The sequence below is a fragment of the Streptomyces scopuliridis RB72 genome (assembly GCF_000718095.1).
In the GTDB taxonomy this organism is placed as follows: Bacteria; Actinomycetota; Actinomycetes; order Streptomycetales; family Streptomycetaceae; genus Streptomyces; species Streptomyces scopuliridis.
Map to the genome: position 1 here is coordinate 88,813 of NZ_JOEI01000002.1, position 16,210 is coordinate 105,022.

General features: G+C 70.6%; 14 protein-coding genes and 1 riboswitch. Of the genes, 7 read left to right on the forward strand and 7 right to left on the reverse strand.

Annotated features, from left to right (window positions below; translation table 11 throughout):
* The first annotated feature begins 144 nt into the window (after positions 1 to 144).
* The 3 genes from IF11_RS0101650 (at position 145) to IF11_RS0101660 (ending at position 5,045) form a co-directional block, all read left to right on the forward strand.
* Positions 145 to 1,017: a TauD/TfdA dioxygenase family protein gene (locus IF11_RS0101650; RefSeq protein WP_030349546.1), complete on the forward strand. Its 873-nt coding sequence runs from the start codon at positions 145 to 147 to the stop codon at positions 1,015 to 1,017.
* A gap of 328 nt (positions 1,018 to 1,345) precedes the next feature.
* Positions 1,346 to 2,638: a geranylgeranyl reductase family protein gene (locus tag IF11_RS0101655; protein ID WP_030349547.1), complete on the forward strand. Its 1,293-nt coding sequence runs from the start codon at positions 1,346 to 1,348 to the stop codon at positions 2,636 to 2,638.
* A gap of 217 nt (positions 2,639 to 2,855) precedes the next feature.
* Positions 2,856 to 5,045 (forward strand): FUSC family protein, encoded by a 2,190-nt coding sequence (locus tag IF11_RS0101660; protein WP_078490379.1) that lies wholly within the window; start codon positions 2,856 to 2,858, stop codon positions 5,043 to 5,045.
* Between the two features lie 190 nt (positions 5,046 to 5,235).
* Here IF11_RS0101660 and IF11_RS0101665 read toward each other — a convergent pair whose 3' ends face one another.
* The 6 genes from IF11_RS0101665 to IF11_RS0101695 form a co-directional block, all read right to left on the reverse strand.
* Entirely contained in the window at positions 5,236 to 5,613 is a 378-nt protein-coding gene (locus IF11_RS0101665; RefSeq protein ID WP_407706496.1) for a hypothetical protein, read from the reverse strand.
* Positions 5,614 to 5,887: 274 nt separating this feature from the next.
* The gene (gene mptB, locus IF11_RS36265; protein WP_051745332.1) at positions 5,888 to 7,459 is read right to left on the reverse strand and encodes a polyprenol phosphomannose-dependent alpha 1,6 mannosyltransferase MptB; all 1,572 of its coding nucleotides are present in this window, start codon (positions 7,457 to 7,459) and stop codon (positions 5,888 to 5,890) included.
* Between the two features lie 81 nt (positions 7,460 to 7,540).
* A complete protein-coding gene (locus IF11_RS0101675; RefSeq protein WP_030349551.1) occupies positions 7,541 to 8,200 on the reverse strand; it encodes a class I SAM-dependent methyltransferase in 660 nt (219 codons plus the stop codon).
* 78 nt (positions 8,201 to 8,278) lie between these two features.
* Entirely contained in the window at positions 8,279 to 9,334 is a 1,056-nt protein-coding gene (locus IF11_RS0101680; RefSeq protein WP_037726838.1) for an amidohydrolase family protein, read from the reverse strand.
* A 154-nt stretch (positions 9,335 to 9,488) separates the two neighbouring features.
* Positions 9,489 to 10,322 (reverse strand): nucleotidyltransferase domain-containing protein, encoded by an 834-nt coding sequence (locus tag IF11_RS0101685; RefSeq protein WP_037726791.1) that lies wholly within the window; start codon positions 10,320 to 10,322, stop codon positions 9,489 to 9,491.
* 215 nt (positions 10,323 to 10,537) lie between these two features.
* Positions 10,538 to 10,900, reverse strand: coding sequence for a hypothetical protein (locus tag IF11_RS0101695; RefSeq protein ID WP_063759107.1), 363 nt, complete (start codon positions 10,898 to 10,900; stop codon positions 10,538 to 10,540).
* 567 nt (positions 10,901 to 11,467) lie between these two features.
* On the opposite strand from IF11_RS0101695, the gene IF11_RS0101705 reads away from it, so the two are divergent.
* From IF11_RS0101705 to IF11_RS0101720, 4 genes are all read left to right on the forward strand, one after another.
* The gene (locus tag IF11_RS0101705; RefSeq protein ID WP_030349556.1) at positions 11,468 to 12,205 is read left to right on the forward strand and encodes a class I SAM-dependent methyltransferase; all 738 of its coding nucleotides are present in this window, start codon (positions 11,468 to 11,470) and stop codon (positions 12,203 to 12,205) included.
* A gap of 36 nt (positions 12,206 to 12,241) precedes the next feature.
* A riboswitch (cobalamin riboswitch) is annotated at positions 12,242 to 12,435 on the forward strand.
* A 72-nt stretch (positions 12,436 to 12,507) separates the two neighbouring features.
* Positions 12,508 to 13,506 carry an ABC transporter substrate-binding protein gene (locus IF11_RS0101710; protein WP_051745418.1) on the forward strand — a complete coding sequence of 333 codons (999 nt, stop codon included), beginning with the start codon at positions 12,508 to 12,510 and terminating at the stop codon, positions 13,504 to 13,506.
* Entirely contained in the window at positions 13,503 to 14,516 is a 1,014-nt protein-coding gene (locus tag IF11_RS0101715; protein WP_037726793.1) for a FecCD family ABC transporter permease, read from the forward strand. The genes IF11_RS0101710 and IF11_RS0101715 overlap by 4 nt, the downstream gene beginning before the upstream one ends.
* On the forward strand, positions 14,513 to 15,292 hold the full coding sequence (locus IF11_RS0101720) for an ABC transporter ATP-binding protein (RefSeq protein ID WP_030349559.1): 780 nt from the start codon (positions 14,513 to 14,515) through the stop codon (positions 15,290 to 15,292). The genes IF11_RS0101715 and IF11_RS0101720 overlap by 4 nt, the downstream gene beginning before the upstream one ends.
* A 121-nt stretch (positions 15,293 to 15,413) precedes the next feature.
* Here the strand turns inward: IF11_RS0101720 and IF11_RS0101725 are convergent, their stop codons facing one another.
* On the reverse strand, positions 15,414 to 16,136 hold the full coding sequence (locus IF11_RS0101725) for a GntR family transcriptional regulator (RefSeq protein ID WP_030349560.1): 723 nt from the start codon (positions 16,134 to 16,136) through the stop codon (positions 15,414 to 15,416).
* Positions 16,137 to 16,210 lie beyond the last annotated feature (74 nt).

Here is a 16,210-nt window from a genome sequence, read left to right on the forward strand (position 1 = left end):
CTGCCCGACCGGCCACCGACACCGGCCGACTCACCCCACCCGCCGTCCGCCCCGCCCGCCCCGCCGACCCGCCGACCTGCTGGCCCGCGGGCTTTAGCGCGTGCGGAGACCCAAACCAGTTTTCCCACCTCACAGGAGGACGTTGTGGAGCAGTACGAACTGGACGCCCTGGAACGCGTCACCTCACGCCCCCCGAGGGAGTACCGGACGATCGAGGTCGACTCCCTCACACCCGTCATAGGCGCCGAGGTCTCGGGCGTCGACCTCTCCAAGGAGCTGTCGGCGGAGCAACTGGGCGAGGTGAAGACGGCGTTCCTCGACCACCATGTCCTGGTCTTCCGCGACCAGATCCTCACACAGGAGGACCACAAGCGCTTCGCCGGTCACTTCGGCGAGCTGCGCCCGGTGAACCCGCCGCCGGAGGAAGGCGATCCCTACATCCTGGAGATCAGCACCACCGCCGAGGCGGCGAACGTGGCGGGCAACGGCTGGCACGCCGACGGCACCGCCGACGCGGAACCGTCGCTGGGCTCGATGCTCTACCTCACCCGCGTACCGGAGCCGGGCAGTGGAGGCGACACGCTGTTCGCCAATATGCATCTGGCCTACGAGATGCTCTCGCCGGCCATGCGCGAACTCCTGGACGGCATGACCGCCATCCATGACGGTCTCATCGCCTTTCAGGGCCACACCCCGCCGCCGGGATATGTGATCCCCAAGAGCGAACACCCGCTGGTGGTGCGTCACCCCGAGACCGACCGGCCGATCCTCTACGTCAACAGGGCTTATACCGGGCGGATACCGCAGCTGTCGTCCGACGAGAGCCGGGCTGTGCTCGACATGCTGTTCGACGTGGTGCCGAACCGGCCGCTGCTGAGCTGCCGCGTCCGGTGGAGCCCCAACACGCTGGTGTTCTGGGACAACCGCTGCGTGCAGCACCACGCGACGTACGACTACTACCCGTTCACCCGCTACGGGCAGCGGGTCGCCATCAACGGCGGCCCGCTCAAGGGTTAGTGGTCCTGTCCGGCGGATCTGCGCGGACCGGCGGAGATCCGCCGGACAGGCCCGAGGGGTGTCCGACGGGGGCGGAGTCAGTCGCTTCGGAACCGCCGCCCGGACTCCCGGACTTTCCGGGCGGGCGGCTGGGTTCGCCACTTCACGCGGCGACATACTCCTTCTGTTGTCCACGGCACCATCCACGGGAGTGAAAAGCCTTTCTGAAGGGTGTTCGCGGCTTCCGCGCCGAGGGGGCCAGGTTCCGCATCGGCTTGTCCTGACCGATGATGACGTGCAGGGCTGCCCTCTTCGGTGCGGCACCGGTTCTCCCAGGAAGGGGTTCCCGATGGACGAAGCCGAGGTGATCGTGGTGGGGGCTGGGCCGGCGGGCTCGTCCGCCGCCTACCATCTGGCGGCGGCGGGCGTCGATGTCCTGCTGTTGGAGAAGACCCGCTTCCCCCGCGAAAAGGTGTGCGGCGACGGACTGACCCCGCGGGCGGTGCACCAGCTCATCCGGATGGGCATCGACATCAAGGCTCCGGGGTGGATGCGCTCACGCGGGATGCGATGGGTGGCCGGGGAGCACCGGGTCCATATCGACTGGCCCGGCCTGGGGAGCTATCCGGACTTCGGTCTCTCGCGCAGCCGGCACGATTTCGACGACATCCTGGCCCGGCGCGCGGTCGCCGCCGGAGCACGGCTGCGCGAAGGCGTGAAGGTGACGAGCCCGGTGACCGATCACGCCGGCCGGGTGACGGGTGTCACCGCAGGGGCCGGAGCGGCTGATGGGGCGGCGGCCGGAGCCGGGGAGCCCGCGGTCTACCGCGCGCCGATCGTCATCGCCGCCGACGGCGCCTCCGCCCGACTCGCCCTCGCCATGGGCCTGCAACGGGACCCGAACAGGCAGATCGCGACGGCCGCCCGCCGTTACTACCGCAGCCCGGAACGCTCCCAGGACGAGTACCTGGAGCTGTGGGCCGATCTGCGCTATCCGGGGAACGATCACTACCTGCCCGGCTACGGCTGGATCTTCCCGATGGGCGACGGCCGGGTCAATGTCGGTCTCGGCGCGCTGCCTCACCGGCGGTACGGGAACGCCGATCTGCGGGCCGCGCTGGACCATTGGCTCGCCCGTACCCCCCAGGCGTGGGGGCTGCGTGAGGAGAACGCCGAAGGCCCCGTCAGAAGCGCGGCCCTGCCGCTCGGCTTCAACCGTCATCCGCTGTACACGCGCGGGCTCCTGCTGGTCGGCGACTCGGGGGGCATGATCAGCCCCTGGAACGGCGAAGGCATCGCGCAGGCCATGGAAGCCGGCGAGGTCGCGGCCGAGAGGGCCGCGCTCGCGCTGGCCCTTCCCGAAGGGCCGAGGCGTGAACATGTGCTGCTCAACTACCCCGTGGAGATGAACCGCCGCTGGGGGCGCTACTACCGTCTCGGCAATGCCGCCGCCGACCTCGTCTTCAGCCGGTCGGGCTTCCAGCCGGTCCTCAACCGCTACGTCATGGGCTCGCCGTTTCTGCTCAAGACCCTGGCCCGGCTGCTCTCCAACCTCACCGACAAGCCCTCGCGGGACGTGATCGACCATCTGCTCAACACCGTCGTCCGGCTGGTCCCGGCACCGTCCGTACGACGCCGCTGAGGACGGGGCCGTCAGCGACACCGGAGCGACGGGTTCCGGCCGACCGCGTCCGGCGTCGCCGCTCGTGCGATGCTGAAGCGCGGACAACAGCGAAGACGACAGCCCGGAACTCGGCGGGAGAACAGGAGAGTCCGGCAGCGTGAGGGCAGGGACACGACGGGCCGGAACCGGCATCTGGGATCGCCTCGCGGCGTCGGACCCGGGTCTGCTGCGGCTGATGGCAGGGCTGCGGACGGTCGCGGCGATCGCGCTCACCCTCCTCGTCCTCGCCCTGTTCGGCACCGGCGTCACGTACCTGGTCGCGGGCGCCATGACGGCGATGGTCTCCACCTTCGCGATCAAGGAGAAGCAGGTACGCGGCCAGGCGGTCACGCTCGCTCTCGGCCTGCCGGTCGCGCTCGCCGCGATCTCCCTGGGAGCGCTGCTCAGTACCCGGATCATCACGGGTGACGCGGTCTTCATCGCCCTGATCTTCGCCGCCGTCTACAGCCGCAGATTCGGCGAACGCGGTACCGCCCTGGGCCTGATCGGCTTTCAGATCTACTTCGTCGCCCTGTTCGTGGGCGCCCGCGCCGCCGGTCTGCCCGTGCTGTGGGCGACCTTGGCCGTCGCTTTCGCGTGCAGCGCGATCGTACGGTTCGCCGTCGTGCCGGAGACGCCCCAGCGCGTACTGAAACGGCTGCGCGATGCCTTCCGGGCGCGGCTCGCGCAGGTCGTGAGCAGTCAGATCGAGCTGCTGGACGCCGACCCCGAGCAGCTGGACAAGGTCCTCGACGAGCTGCGGCGGCGCACCGCCCGGCTGCACGAGGCGGCTCTGATGATCCAGAGCCGGCTGGAGGAGGGCACGCGCGACGCGGCCACGGCGGCGCTGCTGCAACGCCGGGTCGCGGACGCCGAGATCGCCACGGAGCGGCTGGGCGTACTGCTGTTGAACGCCCGCAGCGCCGAGCGCGCGGACACCCTCACGCTTCATCTGCCGAACGCGCCCGTGCCGGCCACGGGGAATCTGGTGACGGCCGCCGACGGCGACGTGATCGGGACGCTGCGCCGGGACCTGAACGCGCTGCACCTGCTGGTGGCCCGCGCGGGGGCCGACGACCGCGGTACGGCGCTGGCGCACGTACGCAACAGGCTGCTCGGCTACCGCGACGAGGAGCGGCTGCCGCGCGCCTCGGACGCGGTCCAGGACGTCTTCCGCGGGATCGGTGAGGTCGCCCGCGCCGTCCTGGGTCTGCGGCTCGCGCTGGACGGGCCGCAGGACGAGTCCAGCGACTCACCGGCGACCACGCGTTCACGCGAGGAGTTCGACGCCGAGGACGTCTCCCTCACCGGTCCCGAGGAGCCCGAGGAGGAGGACCGCACCGGTCTTCAGCGCCCCACCACCCGGGCCGCGTTCCAGGTCTCGGTCGGGTCGGTCCTGGCCATCGTCGGCGGTGAGTTCCTCTCCACGCAGCGCTGGTACTGGGCGGTGCTGACCTGCTGGGTGGTCTTCCTCAACACCGCGTCCACGGGGGAGATCCTGGTCAAGGGCTACCGGAGGGTGCTCGGTACGGTCCTCGGGGTGGTCGCCGGTGTCGTGCTGGCGGGGCTGGTCGGCCACCACACCTGGCTGGCGTTCACGCTCGTCCTGGTCTTCATCTTCGCCATGTTCTTCACGGCTCCGTTGTCGTACGCGCTCATGTCCTTCTTCGTCACGGCGATGCTGGGACTGCTCTACACGCTGCTGAACAAGTACAGCTTCGCCGTGCTGGTCCTGCGTATCGAGGAGACGGCGCTCGGCGCCGCCTGCGGCATCATCGCGGCCGTACTGGTGCTGCCGGTGCACACCGACCGCCGGACCGACGAACTGCTGGGCACGGTCCTGGACCGGCTGGGCGATGTGGTGTCGGCGGCGGTGGAGCAGCTCAGCGGCGGCCCCGCGTCCGACCTGCTGAGCAAGGCGCGGGACTTGGACACCGCGCTGGACGATCTGCGCGACTCCACCAAGCCGTTGACGCATCCGTTCTCCCCGCTGCGCGTCCGGCGGCAGACCGTCCGCTATCTGGTGGCGCTGCTGGAGACCTGCGCCTACCACGCCCGTTCCCTGGCGGCGACGGCCGAGTTGGTACCGCAGAGCAGGACCGTCACGGCCGACCCGCGACTGGGGCGGGCGGGCCGGCGTATCGCCCACAACATCGAAGTGCTCGCCGCGCGCGTCAAGGACGGGAAAGCCGAGGGCGAGGTCGAGTCCGGCGCGAGCATCGCCTCCCTGCTCAAGACCGACGCCTCCGGCGCGCCGCCGGCGGACACGGTGACCGCGCGCGTACTGCGCCATCTGCAACGCCTCGACGAGGGCGTGGTGGGCCTCGCGCGCCCCCTCGGCGTACCGGTCGCCGACCGTACGGAGCGCAAGTCGGCGCGCGACTGACGGCCCGCGTGGCTGACAGCGCGTGAGGGCGGGGGCGGGGTCAGCCGGGGGCGGGGTCACCCGGGGGCGGGGTCACCCGGGGGCGGGGATCCGCGTTCCTCACGTGGGTGGCGGTCCACCCGCCCCGCCTGGAGCGGTAGCGGCCGAGGCAGGCAGGCCGGTGACGCCATCGGCCGCCCCGGCCCCGGCGTCACGCGACCGCGGCCCGCCCACGTCCGTGCAGCAGCAGATACATCCGCTGTACGGACTCCTCCCGGCCCATCTCGAATCGCTTGGCCACCTTGCCGATCGGGTTCCAGATCCTCCCGTCAGGCATCCGTACGCCCGTCGGCTGACCGAAAAGCTTCCGCTGCTCGGCGTCGAAGTCCACCCACACCGCGCCGGCCCGCCGCACCAGTACTTCCCCCGTGTAGGCGCCGAGCCAGAACAGTTCCGCCGAAACGCTTCTGCTGTCGGTCGTGGCGCTGCGCAACCCGTCGACGACGCGGTCCACCACGCGCAGGCTCGCCACGGAATAGTCCAGTGGCAGCCGATTCCTCGCGGTCACCCGCCGCACGAACTCGGCCACGCCCGACCGCATCTCCCCCGCCGTCGGTAACCGTCTCCCGCCCTCACCCGGATTCACAGCAACTCCCCTCCCACGCCACTGCTTCCGGCCACCGCGACGGCACCCGGAAAGGGGGGATCGCCCCCTCCCGGAACCAAGCGGAGGCCGGGCCGAGAACGTCACACGCACCGACCCGGTGGCGTGCGCCTGCGAGGCCCGCATCGGCAGGCGAGCCTGCCTCTCGGCAGCGGGCCGTCGGCCGAGCCGGGGCTGAGGTGGCGCGGAACGCGAGTGGCTACGTGCGGTGAGCGCCTACGGCAAGCTCGTCACCCGGCACCCGGACCTCGCCCGGTGCGTTCGAGTCGCGGCGTACGAGAAGTGTGCCGATCACGCACACGACGCCCACCAGCACGAAGCCGTACCACGGGGTCGCCCCGGAGGGATGGGTCTCGTACACGAGCGCTGCCGACAGCACGGTCAGCACCGTGGCGGTGCGGCCGTGCGGCGCGGTGGCGGCGATCACCGTCACGCCCCACAGCAGGTACCAGGGCTGCACCATGGGCGAGAGGGCGACCAGGGCCAGCAGAGCCAGGCCAAGGGCATGAACCGGATCCAAGGCGCGCCCGCCGTCCGAGGCACGCACGGTGTCCGAAGCGTGGGCGGTGTCCGAAGCGTGGGTGCCCGAGGCGTGGGCGGGCTCCACGGCCCGGGCAGCGGCCGCGCCGCGGGCCGAGCCCTCGCGCCCACGCGCCGACCGCCACGCCAGGCACGCGATCAGTACGAGCGCCACCCCCAGCCCCAGGTTCTGGACGGCGGTCTTGACCGGGCCCGGATCGGTCCCGACCAGCAGGTGCAGCAGTTCGCCGAGGCCGAGACCGAGATCGCTGGTGGCCGACAGCGCGGTATGTATGGTGCCCGCGACGCTCTGGGTCCTGAGCCAGCCGAACCCGGTGCCGCCGAGCAGCGCCGCCGCGACGGCGACCGCCACCGCGACCAGGCCGGGCGCCACACCCCTCGCCACCCGTCGTACGAGCGGGCCGGTCGCCGCCCTGCCCACGAACACGCCGATGAACAGCAACGCCATCGCCGCCGGGGACTTGACCATCATGGCGAGCCCGACGAGCGCGCCCCCCGCGATCCACCTGCCGCGCAGGGCGAGCACCACGCCCGCGAGCATGAGACCGATCATCAGCCCGTCGTTGTGCATGCCGCCGATCACATGCGTGAGCAACAGCGGATTGAGCACCCCGAGCCACAGCGCGCCGCTCTCGCTCGTGCCGCGCTCCCGCGCGAGATGCCGCAGCGCCCACACGATCAGCACCAGCGCGCCCACGGCGATGAGACGCATCCCCAGTACGGCGGGGACGATCGTCCCGCCCGTCACCCAGGTCACGCCGCGCGCGAGGATCAGGAAGAACGGACCGTACGGCGCGGGAGAGTCGGTCCAGTTCCCTCCGACGCTCGCGGCGGCGTCGCCGCCGAGCCCGGCGGGGTCGAGGACGGACGGCCCCGCGCTGTAGACGTCGTGTCCTTCGAGGACCATCGCGCCCTGGGCGATGTAGCTGTACACATCGGCGCTGTACAGCGGCGGCGCCAGCGCGAGCGGGGTCGCCCACCAGGCAAGGGTGACGAGCGTGTCCCGCGTGGAGGCCCCGGTCCTGCCGTACCGCCACCAGGCGACGACCAGCAGCGTCAGCCCGACGTAGGCCAGGACCTCGCCCGCCACGGTCACCACCGACCCATGGGGCACCCAGAGGCCCCACGGGTCACGGGCCGGCAGCGTACCGGCGACCCAGCCGCCCACAGCGGCCGCGACGGAGCCGACCGCGCCCAGCCGACGGTACCCACCGGCGTTCAATGCCCACATGACCAGCCAACCTATCGAACGAGTACGCGGGCACGTGTGCCAGGGAGACCGACCGAGGCGAGGCCGGCTGTGCCCGTATGGTCACGGTCGTTCGGGTTTTCGCGCCAGAAAGGTGGCGACCGTCCTCTTGGCTCCGCTGTCGGGCTCCTGCACCAGTCGCGAGGTGATGACGAGTCCGGCCCGGTCCAACAGCCCGACGATGCGATCCGCCGGCAACAAGTGGGACTCATAGGACACCGGATGGCCGCCATACGCCTGCGCCGGACGCAGGTGCTCGTCGTCTCCCACGTAACCGGCCAGCATCAGCCGGCCGCCGGGCGCGAGCGTGCGATGGAATTCCGCGAACACGACGGGCAACAGTTCCGGGGGCGTGTGGTGGGTGGAGTAGTAGGCCAGGATGCCGCCGAGCTCCTCGTCCCGGATCGGCAGCGCGGTCATCGATCCCACAGTGAAGTCCAGCCTCGGATGTGCCTGCCGGGCGAGCTCGATCATCTTCGGGGACAGGTCGATGCCGAACGCGGACACCCCGAGGTCCGCCAGATGCGCCGTCACCAGGCCGGGGCCGCATCCCACGTCTGCGACCGGCCCGCGGTCGGCCGCCTGCGCCACTTCGGCGAACACGGCCAGCATCGCGCGTGACAACGGATCCAGCTCCGCCGGAGTCTTGACGCGTTTCAGGTAGTCGGCGGCGACGGTGTCGTACGACTCCCGGACCGCCGCAAGGTAGGAGGGCTCAGTCATCCGGCGACCCTAGTACGGGGCACTGACAGCCTGGACACTTCCGCACAGTGAGCGGACACGGCGTGAGCGGACACGAGGTCAGCGCACGATGCGGCCCCGCAGAATCACGCGCATCGGTTGCCCGAGGGCCGCCGGCTCCGCGACAGGGTCCTGGTCGTACGCGACGAGATCGGCGGGCGCTCCATCGACCAGGCCGGGCAGCCCCAACCAGTCCCGTGCTGTCCATGAGGCGGCCCCGAGCGCTTCTTCAGCCGGCATCCCCGCCCGCAGCAGCCATTGGGACTCCGAGGCGACCGTGCCGCACGGAAAGGTGTCCGTTCCGGCGAGGACGGTGACGCCGGCCTCGTGCGCCAGTCGTACGTTGTCGATCATCCCCTGCCAGCCGTCGAGCCAGTTCGAGCGCCGTGCGCTGGATTCGCGCCCCCGCCAGACCTCGGCACTCCCGGCGAACGCCGACAGGGTCGGTACGTAAGCGGTGCCCTGCCCGGCCATCAGGTCCAACAGCTCCGGATCGAGGTGCATCCCGTGTTCGAGGCTGTCGGCTCCGGCCAGGACGGCGTTTCGCGAGCCCTCGCTGGTCTGGCAGTGCACGGCGACCCGTCCGCCGACGGCATGCACCGCGTCCACGGTCGCCGTCAGCACATCCAGAGGTACGGCGGGCTCATCCCATCGCCAGTCACCAATGACCTTGCACCAGCCCGATGCGGCCGTGGCCTCCTCAACGGCTGCCGCCGCCAGTCCGTCCTCACCAATGTCCCGCCCTGCCCCGGGGAAGAACCGGCCGGGCGTCGCCAGCCATTGCCCCGCCGATCGGACACGCGGCAACGCGGTTTCCGTGTCGACCCAGCCAGGCATCCGCTCCGCGGTTCCCGGTGTCCGCACCAACAACACGCCCGCGTCCCGGTGCTCCGACAAGTGCTGTCGCAACAGCGCCTCGTCAAAAGCGTCGTCCGGGCTCTCGGCCCCCGGATGCGTATGGACATCGACAAGGCCCGGCAGGAGCCATCCGCCGTCCACCACGGTCTCCACCCGCTTCGCCGCCGCGCCGGCAGGCGGCTCAGTCCGCAGCCGCTCTCCGTCGACCCAGAAGGTGCGCTCCGCGCGCTCGGGCAGCACGACACCACGTATACGCATGATCACGGCTACGAACCTACGCGATGAAGCCGGGCCTCACCGTACTTCGGAAACTCGCTGCCCAAGGCCGCTGCCCCGCAACACCCGTCGTCCGCCCGGGGGTTACGGTCTCCAGGCGTGCCGTCAGCCAGCCACGGCGCTGGGCGACAACCGGTCAGCTCGATGCCGCCGGCCGATGTGTGGGGTGGCGCGGCGTCTTCGTACCGTGTGTGGCTGTGTATTCGGCGGCGAGCCAGGGGCCCAGGTCGTCGATGAGCGTGCGGAGTACGGCCGGATCGGCCGAGGGGGTGCGGCCCGTGGCCGCGGCGATGCGCATCTGGTCGGCGCGCTCGGGGTAGTAGCGGCCGAAGAGTTCGGCGGACTCGTTGAGGTCACTGGTCCAGCCGCCCCAGCGGGGCATGATCAGAGTGAAACCTGTGCGCACGATACGACGGGCGACGACGCGGCTGAGGGTCCGGCGGTCGGCGTCCGTGGCGGTTTCGGCGGCTCGGGGGCGCCAGCGTTGCAGGGCGAGGTCGAGGTCGCCGTTGGTTTCGCGGGCGAGCAGGGTTGTGGGGCGGTAGCGGGGAAGTCGTTCGGCGAGGTCGGGACCGAGCAGTGGGGTGCACAGGCAGGCGACGAAGAACCCGGCGTCATGGCGTTCGAGGTCGCTGAGCAGAACGCGTGTGCTGGTCAGCAGGATGCCGACACCGTTGATCTGGGGGAACGCATGGTCGAGTGCGGCCTCGATGGCTTCGGCGTCGGCGTGGTCGGCTTCGGTGGGCTCGTGGTGCAGGGCGAGTTGCAGGTCGAGGTCGGAGACTCCGGGGGTGGCCGTGCCGCGTGGGATGCTGCCGTAGATGTACGCGCTGTGCAGCCGCGCGCGGTCGAAGGTCTCGGTGATACGCGTGCGGGCGGACTCGACAACGGGCGTGAATGCCGCCGTCACCCGGTCCAGGGCGCCTTCGCGCGCGATCGTCCCGTCGTCGTCCAGCCCTCGTGCGGTCATGGCGTCACTGTGCCCTGTGTCGCCGCACGGTGCCGAGCGCATTTCCGGGCCGTCGCCTTGCTGCTGATCGGCACCGTCGCCGGGATCACGGCCTGGCGCCACCCCGGACCGCTTCGGGCGCGACGGATGGGGGCGACGCTGCTGACCGTTGTTCTGGTTCTGGCCCTCTGGTTCATCCTGTACGGCAGCAACTGCGGGTGCGTCTGACCCCGCGGCTACACCGCCACAGGTTCCGGCTCCGGTTTGGCCTCCACCTTGGCCTTCGCAGGGATCTGGGCCGGGGCGGTCTCTACGGTCTCCGCGGCCCCGTCAGGCTCGTCGGCACCGCTCGCGCCGCCCTCCACGAGGCTGAGGAAGCCGCGGATCGCGTCGACCGAGAGCCCGAGTTCCTCGGAGGCGCCCTGCTCGCTCCCGAAGACCTCGACCGCTTCCGCCACGGCCTCGGCCAGCTCCGCTTCGGCCTTCCGCAGCTTCGCCTCGGCCTTGTCGATGGTGTCGACGACCGCCAGCTGGCGCCGCTGCTTCTCCTGGAGTCGCTGCTTGCGGGACGGGCTCTTCTCGGGGGTTTGCGAAGTCATAACCAAGATCATAAACCGACCCTCGGCCCTGCCGGAAATCCCCAACTGACTTTCACCGAACGGGCGTTCCCCTATGCGCGGAGGGACGGTAACCGGCAGCCGGTCCCTTCATGACCCGCACAGCGTCGCGCTGCTCAGCAAGGGCGCCGGCCGCATCGTCAGCCCCTACGGCCTGACCGACTGGCCCGGCGCACTGGAACTGCTCGGCACCAACGGGCCGGCCGATTCCATCCGCCGCGTCCGGCAGGCCGAAGCCCCGCACCTCCGGAGACCCCGATGCCCGAACCCCTGACGACGACACAGTCGCGCACTGCACCCACCTGCTCGCTGGGTACGGTCCGGTCCGCGAGAACGTCCAGAAACCCGGATCGACGCGGCCGTATTCACCCCCGTAACGGCGTGCCGCGGGGGCGAGGGGGGCAATTCGACCTCACCCGCGAGGGATTGCCTTTCCCCCCTCGGCGGAGCCCGTCACAGAGCCCACGACAGCCTCGGGTCACCCCACCTGATCAGGGGTTCCGTCTCTGCCGGACCTACGATCGGGGCCGACTCGGGGAAGGGGTTCCGATGGACCGGAACATCCGTACGGTGGACGACATACTCAAGCTCCTTGACGGCCTGTTCGCGCCGGAGGCCGACCGCTGGACGGCCGACGCGGCGTCCTGGTGGGACGGTTTCTACGCGGATCGCTCCAAGCCGGTGCCGTTCTTCGTGGCGAAGCCTGACGAGAGCCTGGTCTCCTACCTCGACCATGGCCTGATCACCGCGGGCCGCGCCCTCGACCTGGGCTGCGGGCCGGGACGGAACGCGCTCCACCTCGCCTCGCTGGGCTTCGAAGTGGACGCCGTGGACCTCTCTCCGGCGGCCATCGCCTGGGCCGGGGACCGCGCTCGGGAGGCAGGGGCCAACGTCTCGTTCCACTGTGGTGACGCCTTCGCCCTCGCCGACACCGCGCTCGGCGGACCGTACGATCTGATCTACGACTCCGGCTGTTTCCACCACCTGCCGCCGCACCGCCGCGTCAGCTACCTCGCCCTCCTCGACCGCGCCCTCGCGCCCGGCGGCCATTTCGCCCTCACCTGCTTCGCGGCCGGCGGGATGGGGTCCGAACTCCCCGACTCCGACTTCTACCGCCAGTCCCGCCTCCATGGCGGCCTCGCGTACACGGCGGAGTCTCTGCGCTGGATCTTCTCCGACCTGACGGAGGTCGAACTGCGCCGTATGCACGACGAGCCACCCGAGTCTCCCTCCTTCGGCGAACCCTTCCTCTGGACAGCCCTGTTCCGCCGCACCACCACGACCTGAAGGAACCGCTGGCCTTCTTGGCGGATGAGTCGGTCGTGATAGCTTGCCGAGGCCAGTCGAACTCTCGTACGTGTATGACGGGAGTCGGGGAATCCGGTGCGAATCCGGAACTGACGCGCAGCGGTAAGGGTGACGGGCGGGGCATTGAAGTCACTGGGCCAGCGATGGTCCGGGAAGGCGCCCCGTTCGAGTGATCCCAAGTCCGAAGACCTGCTGGCGGACCGTACGAACGGACCCCGCGAACGGGTCCTCGACGTTGAGGAACGACTGTGACCTTCGCGCGTCCCGCCCCCCGCATCGCCATGCTCCTTTCCGGAGTGCTCCTGCTGGCCGGTTGCGGTGGCACCTCCGGTGGCTCCACTTCGGGGGCCTCCGACAGGGTCCGTCCCCTGGAGAACTGCGGGCGCACCGTGGACACGGGTGGTGCGGTACCTCAGCGGGCCGTGTCGCTGAACCAGGGCACGACCGAGATCATGTTCTCCCTCGGCCTCGCCGACAGGATGGTAGGCACCGCCACCTGGACCGACCCGGTGATGAAGGGTCTGGAGAAGGCCGACGAAGGAGTGGAACGGCTGGCGGAGAACTACCCCTCCTTCGAGCGTGTCCTCGGCACCGAACCCGACTTCGTCGCGGCCTCCTTCGCCTCCACGCTGGGAAAGGGCGGAGTGGCCACGCGCGAGCAGTTCGAGAAGCTCGGCGTTCCCACCTACCTCTCCCCGTCCGACTGTGAGGGCAAGGACAACAGTGGCGGCGGCGACGGCAGCCGGTCCGAACCGCTGGCGATGGAGACGGTGTACGGCGAAGTACGGGACCTGGCCCGTATCTTCAGCGTCGAGGAGCGAGGGGAGAAGCTCGTCGCTCAGCTCACGTCCCGCGTGAACAAGGCCACGAAGGATCTCGACGCGTCCGACGTCACGCTGCTGTACTGGTTCGCCAACGCCGAGTCCCCGTACATGGCGGGATGCTGCGGCGCCCCCGGCATCATCACCGGGGAACTCGGAGCGAAGAACGTCTTCGACGACACCACCGAGGAGTGGCCGCAGATCAGTTGGGAGACCGTGGCCGACCGCAACCCCGACGTCCTGGTGATCGGCGACCTGACCCGTAAGTCGGAGACCGCCGAGAGTGCCGCGAAGAAGATCGAGTTCCTGGAGTCCAACCCGGTCACGAAGACCATGGACGCCGTACGGAACAAGCGGTACATCCTGCTCAGCGGGCAGGCCATGAACCCGGCGATCCGCACGGTCGAGGGAGTTGAGCAGGTCGCGGCCGGCGTACGCGAGTACGGCCTGGCGAAGTGACCGCGACGCTCCTGCGGACCGCGGCCGGCCTGGCCGCGCTTGTCGTCTCCGTCGCCGTGGCCGTCACCATCGGCCCGGCGGACATCGGCGTCGACGAGGTCTGGTCCGCCCTCGCCTCGCATCTGGCGGGCGACGTCTCCGGCCTGACGCCGATCCGGGACGGGATCGTGTGGAACCTCAGACTGCCGCGCACGCTGCTGGCAGCGGTGTGCGGAGCCGGACTGGCCCTGTGCGGCACGGTGATGCAGTCCCTGCTGCGCAATCCGCTCGCCGATCCCTTCGTTCTCGGCGTCTCCTCAGGGGCGTCGACCGGGGCCGTCGTTGTGGTCGTTCTCGGCGTGGGCGGTGGAGCTCTGTCGCTCTCGGCGGGCGCGTTCGCCGGCGCCGTCTGCTCCTTCGCCCTGATGCTCCTGCTGAGCCGGACGCTCGGCGACAGCGCGGACAGGGTGGTGTTGTCCGGGGTCGCGGCGATGCAGTTGTTCTCCGCGCTCACCTCGTTCATCGTGGTCACCTCCGCCGACGCCGAGACGACCCGAGGGGTGCTCTTCTGGCTGCTCGGTTCGCTCAGCGGCGCGGGCTGGGCCGATGTGTGGCTGTGCTTGGCCGTGCTCGCGCTGACCCTGACGGTCTGCCTGGGGTACGCCGGAACCCTCGACGCCTTCGCGTTCGGACAGGACGCCGCGGCGACGCTCGGGGTCGATGTGTCCCGTACCCGCCTGATCCTGCTCTGCGCCACCGCCCTGCTCACGGCCGCGCTGGTGAGTGCGGCCGGCGCCATCGGCTTCGTCGGTCTGGTGCTGCCGCACGCGGCCCGAGCCCTGGTCGGCCCCGGCCACCGTCGTCTGCTGCCGGTCACCGCGCTCGGCGGGGCCGTGTTTCTGGTCTGGATCGACACGCTCGCCCGCACTGCCCTGGAGCCTCAGGAAATCCCGGTGGGCGTGGTGACTTCACTGATCGGCGTGCCCGTCTTCGTCCTCGTGCTCCACCGGACACGGAGGACACACCGATGACGCTCAGCACGGACCGCGTCTCCCGCACCGCCGACGGCCGGCTGATCCTCGACGGGGTCAGTCTCGCGCCCCTGCCCGGGGCCATGACCGGTCTGCTCGGACCGAACGGCTCCGGGAAGTCCACTCTGCTACGTCTGCTCGCCGGCGTTCTCGCCCCGAGCCACGGCGTCGTCACGCTCGACGGCCGTCCTCTCGACGGATTGCGACGCAGGGACATCGCGCGCCGCGTCGCCGTGGTCGAGCAGCAGGCGGACACCCTGGTCGAACTGAGCGTCGCCGACGTCGTACGCCTCGGGCGTATCCCCCACCGGCGCGCCTGGCACCCTCCGACGCGGGCGGACGAGGAGGCCGTGACGGCGGCGCTGGAGCGCACCGGTCTGCGTGACCACGCGTCCCAGCTGTGGAGCACGCTGTCCGGCGGAGAACGTCAGCGTGTTCAGATCGCCCGCGCTCTCGCGCAGGAGCCGCGCGAACTGCTGCTCGACGAGCCGACCAACCATCTGGACATCCAGCACCAGCTCGATCTGCTGAACCTGGTCGCCGAACTGGCCGTCACCAGTGTGGTGGCCCTGCACGACCTCAACCTCGCCGCGATGTTCTGCGACAGGATCGTGATGCTCCAGCGCGGGCGGGTCATCGCCGCGGGCACACCCCGGCAGGTCCTGACGGAGGACCGGATCGCCGACGTCTACGGCGTGCAGGTGGCGGTCACCGAGCCGGGCGAGGACGGCCGACCGCACATACGCGTACTGGGCACCCCGGCCCGCCGCCGCTGAACGGCACCCGGGCGAAAGCGGAGCGTCACCCGGGGACGGCGTGACGGCCGGGACCGAGCGACCCTATCGGTGCGGCCGAGCCTGTGCGGGCTCGGTCACACCGCGGCCGCCTACGGCTCGGTCACTCCCACACCACGATGTTGCGCCGCACCGGAACCGTGCCCGAGTCCGTCGCGAACAGTTCCGGTGAGCGTGCCCTGATGCGCTCGACGTCGTCGAAGACCGCCCGCAGGTGGGTGCGCATGGCCGTGCGGGCCAGGGGGATGTCGCCGGCGAGGACCGCGTCGAGGATTTCGACGTGCTGCGCGGCGAAGCCCGAGGATGTGGCGGTGTCGTAGAGACCGAGGCGGCGCGCGCGGTCGAGGTGGCCCTTGGCCGAGACCACGGTCGCCCAGGCGCTGCCGTGGCCGCTCAGGCGCAGGAGGGTCTGGTGGAACGCCTCGTCCAGCTCGAAGAAGTCCTCCAGGCCGAGACCGGGCCGCCGCTGTTCCTCCAGGTTGCGCCGCAGTTCGTCGACCAGTTCCGGGTCGAGTTCGGCGGGAAGGCCGGGGAGGTCTTCCAGTGAGGCCAGTTCCACGGCCTCCCTGAGGAACTGCGCGTCGGCCACTTTGGCCGGGTCGACGCGTGAGACGAAGGACCCCACCTGGGGGAAGACCTGGACGAGGCCCTCCTCGGACAGCAGGATCAGACTCTCCCGGACCGGCGTGCGGCTCACGCCGAGGGACGCGGCGAGTTCGTTCTCCGACAGGGCCGCGCCCGGGGGGAACTCAAGAGTCAGAACCTTGCGGCGCAACGTCGCGTAGACGGCGCGGCGGCTGGTCCGCTGCCGGTTCGATCGAGGCATGCGCTCATCGTATCGGGGTGCTGTCACGGCCGACGCCCTCCCGTTCGATATGCCCCCGCTGACCTGCGGCGCAG